At 74.9% G+C, this 13,596-nt stretch carries 7 protein-coding genes; 5 read left to right on the top strand and 2 right to left on the bottom strand.

Going from position 1 to position 13,596, the window contains the following annotated elements:
• Positions 1-141: 141 nt before the first annotated feature.
• The 4 genes from QUY26_RS01810 (at position 142) to QUY26_RS01795 (ending at position 5,397) form a co-directional block, all read left to right on the top strand.
• Entirely contained in the window at positions 142-1,305 is a 1,164-nt protein-coding gene (locus QUY26_RS01810) for a serine hydrolase domain-containing protein (RefSeq protein ID WP_289943325.1), read from the top strand.
• A 130-nt stretch (positions 1,306-1,435) separates the two neighbouring features.
• On the top strand, positions 1,436-2,947 hold the full coding sequence (locus QUY26_RS01805; protein WP_289943324.1) for a hypothetical protein: 1,512 nt from the start codon (positions 1,436-1,438) through the stop codon (positions 2,945-2,947).
• A gap of 43 nt (positions 2,948-2,990) precedes the next feature.
• The gene (locus QUY26_RS01800) at positions 2,991-4,049 is read left to right on the top strand and encodes a caspase family protein (protein ID WP_289943323.1); all 1,059 of its coding nucleotides are present in this window, start codon (positions 2,991-2,993) and stop codon (positions 4,047-4,049) included.
• Positions 4,036-5,397, top strand: coding sequence for a hypothetical protein (locus tag QUY26_RS01795; RefSeq protein WP_289943322.1), 1,362 nt, complete (start codon positions 4,036-4,038; stop codon positions 5,395-5,397). The genes QUY26_RS01800 and QUY26_RS01795 overlap by 14 nt, the downstream gene beginning before the upstream one ends.
• A 496-nt stretch (positions 5,398-5,893) precedes the next feature.
• Here QUY26_RS01795 and QUY26_RS01790 read toward each other — a convergent pair whose 3' ends face one another.
• Together QUY26_RS01790 and QUY26_RS01785 are read right to left on the bottom strand one after the other, a co-directional pair.
• Positions 5,894-6,718 carry an AfsR/SARP family transcriptional regulator gene (locus QUY26_RS01790; protein ID WP_289943321.1) on the bottom strand — a complete coding sequence of 275 codons (825 nt, stop codon included), beginning with the start codon at positions 6,716-6,718 and terminating at the stop codon, positions 5,894-5,896.
• A gap of 110 nt (positions 6,719-6,828) precedes the next feature.
• Positions 6,829-9,672: a helix-turn-helix transcriptional regulator gene (locus QUY26_RS01785; RefSeq protein ID WP_289943320.1), complete on the bottom strand. Its 2,844-nt coding sequence runs from the start codon at positions 9,670-9,672 to the stop codon at positions 6,829-6,831.
• A gap of 671 nt (positions 9,673-10,343) precedes the next feature.
• On the opposite strand from QUY26_RS01785, the gene QUY26_RS01780 reads away from it, so the two are divergent.
• Complete coding sequence (locus QUY26_RS01780; RefSeq protein ID WP_289943319.1) at positions 10,344-13,562, top strand: amidohydrolase family protein; 3,219 nt, start codon at positions 10,344-10,346, stop codon at positions 13,560-13,562.
• The last annotated feature ends 34 nt before the right edge of the window (positions 13,563-13,596 follow it).

The following is a 13,596-nucleotide window of genomic DNA, read 5'->3' as shown; positions in this document are numbered from 1 at the left end:
CGGCGGCCGACCCCCGCTCCTGCCGACGGCTCTGCAATTCGCTGGAGATGGATGGTCGTGACACGTACCGTGTGCCGGTCATCGCTCGCCGGAGGTCTGCGCCGTCGCGCGAGCACAGCGTCACCAGAAAGCAGTGGGACAGTGGAACACAACGGGTGGGCCGACGAACGGTTCGGGGCGGTCGCCGACGTCTTCGCGGAGAACTTCGCCGAGTTCGACGAACTCGGCGCGGCCGTCACCGTGTTCGTCGACGGACGGGAGGTCGTGAACCTGTGGGGCGGCGTCGCCGACCAGGACACCGGCCGGGCCTGGCGGCAGGACACCGTCGTACCCGTCTTCTCCTGCGCCAAGGGCATCGTCAGCGTCTGCGCCCACCTGCTCGCGCAGCAGGGCCGCCTCGACCTCGACGCCCCCGTGGCCACGTACTGGCCGGAGTTCGCCCGCGGCGGCAAGGAGTCCATCACCCCGCGCATGGTCCTCGGCCACCGCGCCGGACTCCCCGTCCTCGACGCGTCCCCGGACTTCGCGGAGATCACCGAGTGGACGCCCGTGGTGCGCGCCATCGAGGAGCAGGAACCGCTGTGGGCGCCCGGCGAGACGTACGAGTACCACGCCCACGTCTTCGGCTTCCTCCTCGGCGAACTCATCCGCCGCGTCACCGGACTCACCCCGGGTGCCTACTTCCGCGCGGCCGTCGCCGACGACCTGGGCCTGCGCACCTGGATCGGACTGCCCGAGCGGGAACTCGGCTCCCTGGCGCGGCTCGTCGAGGCGCCGGGCAGGCCGCCGATGCCCGGCCCCGAATCGATCCTCACCCGCATGGTCACGATGAACGGCGCCTTCGTCTTCCCCGGCGTCGACGTCCCGCACGGCTGGAACGACCCCGCGCTCCTCGGCGCGGAGATCCCCGGCGCGGGCGCGGTCTCCTCGGCGCCCGGCCTCGCCGCGCTGTACGCCGCCGCCGCGACCGGCCTCGACGGCTCCGAGCGGCTGCTGAGCCGCGAGACCGTCACCGACGCGGTGCGCGAGCAGTCCGGCGGCACCTCCTGGCTCGGCCTGGACATGGGGGTCCGCTGGGGCTCGGGCTTCCTCCTCCACGCCCCCTCCTTCCGCCCCGCCCTGGGGCCGCGCAGCTTCGCCAATGACGGGGCCGGCGGCCAGTTCGCCTTCGGCGACGACGAGTTCGGGGTGGGCTTCGCGTACGTGGCGAACAAGATGATCGGGCACGGCGACGCCCGCGCGAGCCGCCTCGTCGCGGCCGTACGGCAGTGCCTGGGGGAGCGCCCGGCGACCGCCTTGGGGTAATCCCCGGGCCCGTCCCCGAGGCCGCGCCGCGCCCTGCCGTCCTACGGTGGCAGGGCCAGGAGCGGCAGGAGTCGGGGGACTTCCGCGACGGGGGGCTCCTGGTGAACGGCAACTGGCCGGAGGCCCGGACATGCACCCTTCGCGCAGGCGCTGCGTACACAGCGGCACGAGCGGACGGCTCGCCACCACGACGACCGACGACATCGACGCGCTGGTGGCGAGCCTCAAGGACCGGCCGCGCGTGGTCCTGCACTTCCACGGCGGGCTCGTCGACGACGCGCTGGGGTTCGCCACGGCCGAGCGGCTCACGCCGGTGTACGAGGCGGCGGGCGCCGACCCCGTGTTCTTCGTGTGGAGCAGCGGCCTCCTGGAGACGCTCCAGGGCAACCTGCCGCAGATCCTCGGCGAGGGCGTCTTCCAGACACTCCTGAACCGGGTGACCCGATACGCCGCCGCGGTCGTCTTCCAGGGCCCCGGCCGCCGAGCCGCGGGTGTGCTCGCCGCTCCGCCCGCCCGGGCCGTGGCCGCCGAACTCGACCTGCTGCGCACCGGCCAGGAACCCTACGCGCGCCTGACCCCGCCCGCCGCCGTACCGCCGCTCAGCGAGGCCGAACGCGTCCTCATCACCGCCGAACTGTCGGCGGACACCGAACTGGCCGACCGCAACCGGGAAATCGTGGGCTCGGTCCTGCGGTCGGCACCCACGACGACCGCCGCGCGCGACATCAACGGGGGGCGCGCGGCGGTCGCCACACTCATGTCACCGCAGACGGTGGCCGAACTCGCCGCGGACACCGCCGACGGCGGCAACCGGCGCGCCCTGGTCACCTCCACGCTCCTGGTGCGCAAGACGGTGCGCGTCATCGCCGCCGTCGTGGGCCGCTTCCGGCTGCGCACCGACCACGGCCTCTACCCGACCGTCGTCGAGGAGATCCTGCGGGAGTTCTACGTCGCCAACGTGGGCGCCGCCGTCTGGGACGCCATGAAGCGGCAGACGGCCGACACCTTCGCGGAGTCCGACGAGACCCGCGCGGGCCGCTACTTCCTCGACCGCTTCAGCCAGCTCCTCGCCTCCGGCAGCCGCCCGAAGGTCACCGTCGTCGGACACAGCGCGGGCGCCGTCTTCATCGGCAACCTGCTCACCGACCTCGCCCGCAGGCGCGCCGCCGCCGACGACCCGCTGCCCGCCGACTTCCGCGTCCGCGACGTCGTGCTCCTCGCGCCGGCCTGCACCGTCACCCAGCTCGCGCCGGTCGTACGGCTGCGCCGCGAACTCTTCGACCGGCTGCGGATGTTCACGATGACCGACCCGGCCGAACGCGCGGACCACCTGGTGCCGCTGCTCTACCCGAGGTCGCTGCTGTACTTCGTCTCCGGGGTCCTGGAGCGCGGGCCCGCCCGGCAGTCGGCCGTCGCGCCGCTCGTCGGCATGCAGCGCTGGTACACCGCCGACGGTGCCTTCGGCGGGCAGGACTCCGAGGACCTGCGGGCGTTCTTCGCGGCGGACCCGCGGCGCACCGTGTGGTCGCCCGTGGCGGAGGGCGCGGGCGCACCCGGCCTGCGCGCCGGAGCCCGGACGCACGGCGCGTTCGACGACGACCCCGAGGTCCTTGCGAGCCTCGCGCGGATGCTCGCCGACTGACGGGTGCACGCGTCCGCACGGGTTCGCACAAGGGGGAAGCCCGATGAACGACCTGCACTACGCCGTGGTCGTCGGCATCAACCGCTATCCGGCGATCAGCGACCTCAGCGGCGCGCGCGGCGACGCGGCGAGATTCCGCGACTGGCTCGTGGACTCCGCCGGAGGCGACGTGCCCGAGCGGAACGTCTCGCTCGTCACGGCCACCGAACACGATGAGCGCGAGGCCGACGTGATGAGCGCCGTCCCGACCCGCGAGAACGTCAACCACGCCCTGTACCGGACGCACCGCGCGGTCCGCGCGGCCGTCGCGGACGGCGGGGACTGGGCCGACACCCGGCTGTACGTGTTCCTCGCCGGGCACGGCATCGCCCCGTTCGGCGGCGACGCCGCGCTCCTGATGGCCAACGCCGCGATGGACCTCCTCGGCAACCACATCGCCGTACGCCCGTACCTGTCGTGGTACGAATCGGCGTCGCCGTTCCACGAGATCGTCTTCTTCGCCGACTGCTGCCGCACCCGCTTCGGCGGCGTCACCGCGTTCGGGCCGCCCTTCACCGACACCACCGAGGCCCCCGACAAGGTCGAGTGCTTCGTCGGCTACGGCTCCGCGCTCGGCGATCCCGCCTACGAACAGCTCTCGCCCGACCCCGACCGGTCGCGCGGACACTTCACCAGCGCTCTCCTCGAGGGCCTGCGCGGGGCGGGCGGCGGCACCGTCACCGCCGAGGGCGAGGTGACGTCGGACAGCCTCGCGGGCTACGTACGCCGCCACGTCCTCGATCGCACCGCCGGGGAACTCGTGCCGCAGGAGGCCCGGTTCCTGCGGGAGACCAGCACGCCGATCGTCTTCGCCAAGGGGCTCGGCGGCGTCGGCTCGTACCCCGTGACCCTGCGCTTCCCGCCCGGTTTCAGGGGCGGCGTCGAGCTGCGCGGCCGGGGCTTCGAGGAGCCGCGCAGGCTGGACATCGACGGGGCGGACCACGTCGCGTCGCTGCTGCCGGGGCTCTACAAAGTCGTCGCGGACAGCTTGACCGCGCCGGAGTTCTCGGACGGCGGTTTCTTCGAGGTAGTGACCGGGGGTGGCACTGTTGTCCAGTTCTGACAAGCCGCGCGCGGCGGAGGCCTTGGGGCGCCCGGAGGTGCCGTTCGTCGTCATCCCCGACACCCCGTCGGTGCTCGTCACCGTGACCGACGAGGCGATGAGGGAGGTCGCCCACGGCATGGGCACCATCGAGACGACCGTCGCGCCCGGCATCTACCGCATCGAGCAGCGGTTCGCGGGCACGGTGGCCGGCCAGTTCGTCGAGGTCGGCACGACGGCGTTCACCGCACGCCTGCCGTTGCCCCGCGTCCCCGCCCCGGCCCCCCTCGAACGCACCGTCACCACGCAGGCCGCCCACCGCGAGGCCACCCTGCGCTGGAGCACGGAGTCCACCCACCGGCGGGGCAGGCCCAGCCTGATGGTGCTCCTGCGCAACCTGCGCCGCGGCTGGCGCTTCGACCCCAGCGCCCTGGAGATCACCGACGGGAGCGGCGCGGCCGTCGACGGCGGCGCGACGGGCTGGCGGGCCGACCCGCAGCAGGGCTGGGCCGCCTGGAGCGGCCGGCTCGCGCCCGGGGGCTACCGGCTGCGGCTGCGCGAACCCTCCGGCGAGGGGCTGCCGCTGGCCCAGGCCCTGTGGGTGTCGGAGGGCTGGACCACGCTCGTCTTCGTCGGCAACGGTCCACACGGACCGCGGCCGCAGCACGCCACGGTCGAGATGGCCCCGCTCGGCACCGGCTGGCGCCCGGCCGACGAGGCCCTGAACCTCGCCCGCGAGGCCGCCCTCTCCGGGCTGCGCCAGGGCATCGACCTGACGTCGGACCGCCAGTTGTTCCCGATGCTCGATTCGGGGCGCCTCGACCCGTTCCTCGGCATCGTCGGCGCGCACGCGATGCTCCTCGACCGGGCGCCCGACCTGCGCCGCCTGGACGAGGTCGTCCAGCGCCTCGCCCCGCACGTCCCCGGGCATCCCGACCTGGCGGCGCTCGGCACCCTGCTCGACGGGGCGCCCCCGCAGGTCTCGTCGCCGCCGATGCTGGCGGCCTCCTGCCAGCTCCTCATCCGGGCCGACGGCGCCGACCCGGGCGTGATCAAGGACGGTTCGGTCGCGGAGAGCGCCGCCGAGCACCTCGTCGGACGCGGCGTCTGGACGACGTGGCTCGAGGAGGACCGACGGTCCGCGACGGGTGCGCGCGGCGGCCTCACGGCGCCCGCCGGCGGGCCCCTGGCGGACGACCCGGTGAGCCGCGTCGAGGCCTACGTTCGCGAGATCGCGACCCTGGCCGACAAGCCCGTCGAGGAGATCCTGCGGGACGTTCCGCAGGACGAGCTGTGCCGCAGGACGGGCTTGCCGCACCGGCCGGTGGAGCGGGCGATCGAGCGGTTGCGGAAGGCGGGGGAGGGCTGAGCCGGGGGAGGGCTGAGCTGGGGGGGGCGGGGCCGGGCCGGGTCGGGCAGCGGGGTCCGGCTCCGAGGCCGGGGGGAGAGGAGGGGCCGGGCGGCTCGGGGGAGCCCGGCCCCTCTGGCATGGGTGGGGCCGTTGGTGGATGCCTGCGGTGGACGTCTGCTGCGGACGTCTGCGTGGGCGGGGCGAGCCCGAAGGCAGCTGCGAGGCAGGTACCCGCGGGGAGACCGCGGGAGTGCGCGCGACGGCCGGTGGGCCGCGAAGGCGCGCGGGGAGAGCTGGTGCCCACGGTCGACCATGTCGCGGCCTCCCGCGGGACTTGGGCACCCCGTCCAGGGCATGAGCGACCACCCAGGTGGTGGCCGTGACGGCCGGCGCGTCGCTCAACCAGGGGAGTTCCCCCTTCTCCCCGCATCCTGGACGGGGCACGTCCCATCGTGACGGCCGGGGCGTCACCGCGGCGTCACATCATCCGTGGGTGCGGTGTCCGGCGCCCCCCTCACACCAGCGCGTGCCGCAGCATCGACGAGAACTGCCCCGAAGGCTCCACGCCGAGTTCCCTCAGGAGCAGTCCGCGGAACGTCTCGTACTGCCGCACCGCCTCCGTCAGGTTGTGCTCCGCGAGGTGGACGGAAACGACCGCCCGGTGGGCGCTCTCGCGCAGCGGGTCGACGCGGGTGCTCTCCAGCGCGGCCTCGAGCGCGGGGGCGTACAGACGCCGGTCGACGAGCCGCGCCGACAGCGCCTCCAGGGCGTGCAGCCGCAGCTGGTGCAGCCGCTCGCGTTCGAAGGCGACCCAGTCCTGCTGCCAGCCGGGCAGCAACTCGCGGCCGAGGAGCAGTACGTGATAGGCCGTCCGCATGCGTTCCCGCGCCGCCGACAGGGCGTCCCCGGACAGCACTTGGTGCGCGGCCCGGGTGAAGTCCTGGATGTCGACGCGCACCCGGTGGCTCAGCGACAGGGCGCCGTCGTGGGTGTCGGTGAGGGCCGAACCCGCGCCGTTGAGGCGCCACACGGCGGTGCGCAGACTGGCGCGGGCCCGCGCCTCGGTGACGTCGGGCCACAGCGTGCCCGCGAGCGCCGAGCGCGTCGCCGCCCCGCACAGCGCGAGCCGCGCGAGCACCTGACGGCCGCTCGCGGGCACGTCGAGCGACTCACCGGCACGCGCTTCGAGACAGCCCGGGTCGTCCGGACACACGTCGGTGCAGTCCGGGTTCCCGCAGGCGGGTTCCGGCGCCTCCCGGGTGAGGAGGAATCCCCCGAGCAGCCGCAGCCGCAGTGTCGGCCGCTCCTCACCGACCGCCCCGTACCTGATGGAAACCATCGGGCCACCTCCAGCGGCTCCCGCGTTCGCCCTAGCCCTACGGGCTCGACCGTACGAGCGGGGCGTGGGGCGCGCCTCCGGGACCGTGCCGGGGATTTCCCCGGTTCCCCTCAGCCCGCCGACGGGGACGAGGGCCGCGGCCCGAGCCGCTGCACCAGGCCGATCCGCGAGGTGATCCCGAGCTTCGCGTAGGTGTGGCCCAGGTGGTACTCGATGGTCTTGACGCTCAGGGCGAGCGCCGTGGCGATCTGGCGGTTCGTGAGGCCCTGGGCGGCGAGGCGGGCCACGGCCAGCTCCTGTGGGGTGAGCGTCCCGTCCAGGGCGTCGATGGCGGCGTCCCGCTCCCGGCCGTCCGCCGGGAGGTCGGGCACGGCCCGCCCGCAGGCGTTCAACTCCCGCAGGCACAGCGCCCGGTAGGGCGCCGCACCGAGCGCCGTCATCGTCGCGTACGCGGCCTGCAACTGCGCGATGGCCAGGGACCGGCGGCCGATCCTGCGCAGGAACGAGCCGTGGTCCAGCTCCACCCGCGCCCGCCCGAAGGGCGCCGGGACCTGCGCCGCGTGGTCCTGTGCCCGCGCGAACGCCGCCTGCGCGCGCTTGGGGTCGCGGCGCGCGGCGGCCAGATTGCCCCGGGCCCGCGCGGCCGCGGCGAGCGACGCGTGCCGGCCACGGGCCCGCGCCCGCTCCTCGAACGGGCCGAGCACCGCCTCCGCCTCGTCCAGCTCCCCGACCTGCACCAGCGCGTCGCCGAGCAGCGGCTGCCAGTCGACGACCCCCGGCTCGTTGACGCCGTCCTGCTCGGCGAACCGCAGCAGCGGCCGCAGCGCGGCCACGACCTCCTGCGGCTCGCCGCGCGCGTCCGCGAGGTGCCCGCGCGCGCACACCGCGTACGCCCACGCGACGGGCGTCTCGGCGCCGCCCGGCACGTCGAGGGCGGTCCGCAGGTGGTCGGACGCGCGCTCCCATGCGCCACGCGCGGCCAGGATCTGCGCGGAGACGCCGTGGGTGACCGGCTTCAGCCACGACTGGTCGGTGTCGTCGGCGATCGACGCGGACGACTCGGCGTGGATCAGCGCCTCGTCCCACGCGCCCAGCCGGTGCAGGGTCTGGGCGAGCGCGGACGCCGACAGCAGCCGCAACGGCACGGTCGTGGTACGGCAGTTGGCGACGGCCCCGAGCAGGTCCTGCCGCGCCCCGGGCAGATCGTCCGACCAGAGCCTCAACTGGCCGCGAGCCAGCAGCAGATCGATGCTCTTCAGTGGCACGATCATGGGGTCGGGCAGATTTGCCGCGAGCGCGATGCCTTCCTTGGCACGGCCGCTGAGGCCCAGGGCGATGAGGTGGTTGAAGCGCAGCATGCGGCTCGGCCCCTGCGCGGTGGACAGGCGCTGCGCGCGCTCGGCCCACCGTGCGGCCACCGCGGCGCGGCCGCACATCACGGCCGCGTAGCTCAACTGCTCGGCGGCGCGGGCCGCGAGGGACGGGTCCCGCTCGCGGTCGCACTGCTCCCAGGCGTCCGCGAGCAGGGTGCGGGCGGCCTCCGTGCGCCCCTGGACGCGGGCCACGTAGCCGCGTACGTAGCCGCGCAGCGCCGGATCGGCCCCGTCGGGCACGCTGTTGGCCAGCTCGGCGGCCTCCTGTACCCGGCCGTCGAGGAGCAGGGCCTCGACGGCCTCGACGGTGAGCCGGTCCCGTTCCCGGGGGCTCGTCGCGACGCGGGCGGCGTGCCGCAAGTGCGTGCCCGCGACGGACCACAGGCCGGTGGCCGCCTCGCGGCGCGCGCAGGCCGCGAGTGCTTCGGCGAGCTGTTCGTCGGGTCCGGTGGCGGCGAGGACGCGGTGGCGCAGCTTGGTGTACTCGTCGTCGACCAGCTCCGCGGCCCGGGTGTGCAGGGCGGCGCGCTGGGCGGGCCCGATGTCCTGATAGACCGCCGCGTGCACCAGCGGGTGCGGGAAGGCGACCTCGGGGGCCACCCCGGCGGGGGTCTCGCGCAGCAGGCCTGTCTTGACGGCCCGTTCGAGTGCGGGCAGGGGCTGGGCGACCCGCGCGAGCCGGGCGGCGGTGCGCAGGCGGCAGGAGAGCCCGAGCACGCTCACCGCCTGCACCAGGCGCTGGGTGGCCGCCCCGCAGTCGGCGAGGTTGGCGAGCACCAGCATGGCGTAGGACCGGGGCGCGGGCAGCGGTGTCGCCACGTCGAGCAGGACGTCGGGCGGCACCTGGCCGAGCAGCGCGCGGGCGTGCAGCGGGTTGCCGTGGGTGTGGGAGTGCAGTCGCCGGGACGCCGAGTGCGGGAGGCGCGCGGAGCCGAGGCGCACGCTGAGCGCGGCCAGCTCGTCGGGGCTGAGGCCGTCGAGGGGGATGCGGCGCGTGGGGGTGCCGGTGAGCAGGCGGCGCAGCCCGTCGGGCAGTTCGGGCACCTGCGGGTCCCGCAGTGCGACGATCGCGAGGACCCGGTCGTGGCGCAGTCGCCGCAGGGCGAACGTGAGGGCGTTCAGGGACTCCGGGTCCGCCCAGTGCGCGTCGTCCACGACCAGGACCACAGGACCCTTGCCCTGCACCTCGCTCAGCAGGTCGAGAAGCCCGAACCCGGCGGCGAGCGGGGGCAGGTTGGCGTGCAGCGACTGCGGTACGCGGACGAGTCCGGCAAGGGTCTCCGGCACCGGCAGCGGGCTCTGCCCGACGAGCTGGGCGAGCACGCCGCACGGCAGCGCGCTCTCGTTCTCCTCACCGCTCGCGTGCAGCACACAGGTGCCGTGCACGGAGTCGAGGAACCGGCGCACCAGGGCCGTCTTTCCGATGCCGCCGGGCCCTTCGAGCAGCACGAGCCGCGGCGAGCCCGCGCAGACGTCGGCGAAGTCCTGCTGGAGCGCTTCCAGTTCGTGGACGCGGCCGCAGAACGCGTCGCCGGGCGGCGGGGCGTGGAACAGTTCGTGCGCTGTGCCCTCGGTCGTCATCACCGCCCCCGCGCATCGGCACCGGCCGCGGGTGACCCGAGAGAAACGGTGACCCGTGCCGGGCTCATGGCCAGGATTCCACGATGGTGGGCGACCGGCGCTCCGCACAAGGCGAATTCCGACTTCCACCGACGAGGACCGGCCAGCCGCACCGCGCGGAACTCCTGTTCGGACCTCCCGTCCGCTAGGGAGCGCTCAAGTCACCGCCCGGCGGCTCCTGACGCGGGGACCCGGCGTCAGGAGCCTCCCCGCGGGGCCCGGCATCCAGGCCCGCGCCCTCCGGCAGTGGCGGTTCGAGCAGCGCGAGCAGCTCGAGCCACCCATGGAAGGGCCGCGGACTCCCACAGCTCTCGACGGCGACGCTCCCGCACACACCGTCGTGCTCGCGGTACACCTCGATGACATAGCGCACAACGCCTCCCGGGGACCGGCCCAGGGCGTGAGCCGTGACGCATGGCGACGCCGCCCAGAGTAGAAGCGGCCCACTGGGCGGCGCGTCGGTGCGGCACCCAGGGAAATCCCTAGGGTGGTGCGGGAGATGTGCCGACGGGCGCGAGGGGCGGCGGATCCCGGCATCCGGCGGGCTCCGTGCCCGCCACTGCGGTGACACCGGTGACCCCCCCGCGCAGGCGGTGTTGCTCAGCGCAGCGCGGTGCGCGAGTGTTCCCCGCATGGATCGCGACAGGAACCACACCCCCCTTTCTCCTCCTCGTTCCTCTCAACTGTCACGCCGTCAACTGCTTGTCGCCGCAGGTGTGGCCGGGGCCGCCGGTGCCGTCGGGGTGGCGGGCGCCGGACCCGCCGCGGCGCGCGAATCCGCCGGTGTGCCCCTGTCGTTCAGACGGGCCACCAACGGCTCGGCGACGCTCTCGCCCACCGGGGACCGGCTGGTCGCCGAGGTGCAGCACGTGCTGTGGTCCCAGCCGCGCGGCGGCGGCAAGGCGGAACAGCTCACCCCGCCCGGCCTGGAACCCAACCGGCCGGTGTACGCGCCGGACGGGGACCTCATCGCGTTCTGCGCCTTCCAGGGCGGCGGCTTCCACATCTGGACCATGCGGCCCGACGGCTCGGAGGTCGAGCAGCGCACCGACGGCCCCTGGGACGACCGGGGTCCCGCGTGGTCGCCCGACGGCACCCGCCTCGCGTTCGCCTCGGAGCGCGGCGGCGACCCGGTCGCGGGCAGCCCGTACCGCATCCACGTCCTCGATCTGCGCAACGGCGAGCTGTCCCGCGTCACCGGGCTGCCGGGGCAGGGCGGGCCGCTGCAGGACGGCCCCTGGGAGGACTTCGACCCCGCCTGGTCGCCGGACGGGAAGCCGATCCTGTTCGTCCGGGCGAAGGGGGTCACCTCGGCCACCGGCATGGCCCTGGAGGCACGGACCGTCGCCGCCGTCCCCGCCGACGGGCAGGGCCCCGTCGTCGTGGAGCACACCGAGACCGAGAACGCCCAGGTCATGACGCCCGCCCCGAGTCCGGACGGCCGCCGCCTCGCCTATCTGCGCACCACTCCTGCGCCCGCCGCGTCCTGCGCGCTCGTCGTCGACGGCAAGCGCGTGGACGTCACCGGCGACATCGCGCCCGTACCGCCGCGCTGGACCCAGGACGGCCGACTGCTCCTGACCGTCGACGGCCGCTTCACCCTCGTACGCCCGAAAGAGCCGGCCACGGCGGAGGCGATCCCGTTCGACGGCGTGCTGCGGGTGGACCGGCCGCGCTACCGGGTCAAGGAGTACGACCTCGGACTCGCGGACGAGCGGGTACGGCCCGTGCGGGGCGTCCATCTGCCCGCGCTGTCGCCGGACGGCCGCAAGGTCGCCTTCGCGGCCCTCAACTCGCTGTGGCTCGCGGACGCGAAGGGCGGCCTGGCCCCGAAGCGGCTGCGGCGTTCGGAGCCCACGCGCTACCTCCTCGGCCCGACCTGGGCGCGGGACGGGCGCTCCCTGGTGTACGCCGACGACCGCGACGGCCTCCTCGGCGTCTACCGGCGCGACCTGACCACCGGCGAGGAGACCGCGCTGGCGACGGGCGGCCGCGTGCACCCCGCGCTCTCGCCCGACGGCAAGCGGCTCGCCTGCCTCGACATGACCGGCAGGCTCGTCGTGCGCGACCTGGACACGGGCGCCGAACGCGTCCTCGCCGACCCGCTCGGCGGCGGCGGTATCCCCGGACGGCCGAGCTGGTCGCCGGACGGCCGCCTGGTCGCCCTCTGCGACCGCAACCGCCTCAACCTCCGCTTCCGCGAGGGCTACAACCTCATCCGCGTCGTCGACGCCGCCACCGGCAGCGCCCGCCTGCACGCCGTCGCGCCCCACACGTCCGTGGCCGACCGCTACGACTCGGGGCCCGTCTGGTCGCCCGACGGCCGCTGGATGGCGGTGATCGTGGAGTCCGCGCTGTGCCTGCTGCCCGTGGCCCCCGACGGCAGCCCGCACGGAGAGCTGCGCACCCTCACCACCGAACCCGCCGACCACCCCACCTGGTCCGGCGACTCGAAGAGGCTCCTGTACCTGTCGGGCGCCGAGCTGCGCCTCATCGGTGTCGACGGCGGCCACGCCCGCACCGTGCGCGTCCCCCTCGACCAGCGCAGGCCCGCGCCCGCCGACACCGTCGTGCACGCCGGACGGCTGTGGGACGGCACCGGCGACACGGTCCGCGAGGACGTCGACATCGTCGTACGCGGCGGGCGCGTCGCCGCCGTCGAACCGCACCGCGCCTCCCGCGGGGGCACCCTTCGGCGCGTCGACGCCTCGGACCGCACCGTCCTGCCCGGCCTGTGGGACACCCACACCCATCCGTGGCAGAGCACCTACGGGGGCCGCCAGACCGTCGGCCAGCTCACGTACGGCATCACCACGGCCGTCTCGCTCGGCGGCTTCGCCCACGAACAGGCCCGCATCCGGGAGGCGGTCGCCACCGGGCAGCTCGCCGGGCCCCGCCTGCTGACCACCGGCGAACTCCTCGACGGCGGGCGCGTCGCGTACAGCATGGGCCGTGCCCACCGCACCCGTGCGGGCCTGCGGCGCTCCCTGGAACGGGCCGCGCAGCTCGACTGGGACTTCGTCAAGACCTATGTACGGGCGCCCGGTTGGGTGATGGAGGAGGCCGCGCGCTACGCACACGAACGCCTGGGCGTGCGCTCGGGCAGCCACTTCCTGTCGCCCGGCATCCAGTCGGGACAGGACCTGACGACCCATCTGCAGGCCACCCAGCGCGGGGAGTCCGGCCACGCGATCACGGCGTCAGGGCGTGCCTACGACGACGTGACCGAGATCTACAGCGCGCGGGGGGCGCGGTTCGCGATGATCGCGACGCCGTTCACCTCTGTGCCGCTCCTCGGCGCCGATCCCGGCCTCGCCGACGACCCCCGGGTCACCGCCGTGATGGCGCCGTGGGACGCGGCCGCGGTCGTCAGGGGCGCGGGCACCCCGCCGACGGCCGCCCAGCTGGCCACGCTGCGCAAGGAGACCGACATCTACCGGCGCATCCTCGCCGCAGGCGGCCTCGTCGCCCTCGGCACCGACCAGCCCCTCGTCCCGATCGGCCTGTCCCTGCACCTGGGCCTGCGCGCCCTGCACCGTGGCGGGCTCTCCCCGGTCGAGGCGCTGCGCACCGTGACGGTGCTGCCCGCGCGGCTCTTCGGCGTCGCGGACGACCTCGGGACGGTCGAGGAGGGGAAGGTCGCCGACCTCACGGTCGTGGACGGCGACCCCTTCACGGACTTCACGTCGCTGGTGCGGACCGTGTCCGTGCTGCGCGGCGGCACCCCGTACGAGACGGACGCCCTGGTGTCCGCCTTCCCGAAGGAGACCCGGCACGCCCACGAAGGCCCCGACTGGCTGAAGGTGGGACGCCTCATGCGGCGGGACGGCTGCTGCGATCCCGGGGTGTGAGCCCAGGGGCCGTGGGTCCGGGGGCCGTGAGTCC

Source organism: Streptomyces flavofungini, from assembly GCF_030388665.1.
GTDB lineage: Bacteria > Actinomycetota > Actinomycetes > Streptomycetales > Streptomycetaceae > Streptomyces > Streptomyces flavofungini_A.
This window is presented reverse-complemented; position numbering and strand designations above follow the sequence as displayed.

Bases quoted from the DNA above. Each gene is read 5' to 3' on its own strand.
- QUY26_RS01780 (WP_289943319.1), top strand. From the start codon at position 10,344: ATGGATCGCGACAGGAACCACACCCCCCTTTCTCCTCCTCGTTCCTCT.
- QUY26_RS01785 (WP_289943320.1), bottom strand. From the start codon at position 9,672: ATGACGACCGAGGGCACAGCGCACGAACTGTTCCACGCCCCGCCGCCC.
- QUY26_RS01805 (WP_289943324.1), top strand. From the start codon at position 1,436: ATGCACCCTTCGCGCAGGCGCTGCGTACACAGCGGCACGAGCGGACGG.
- QUY26_RS01790 (WP_289943321.1), bottom strand. From the start codon at position 6,718: ATGGTTTCCATCAGGTACGGGGCGGTCGGTGAGGAGCGGCCGACACTG.
- QUY26_RS01800 (WP_289943323.1), top strand. From the start codon at position 2,991: ATGAACGACCTGCACTACGCCGTGGTCGTCGGCATCAACCGCTATCCG.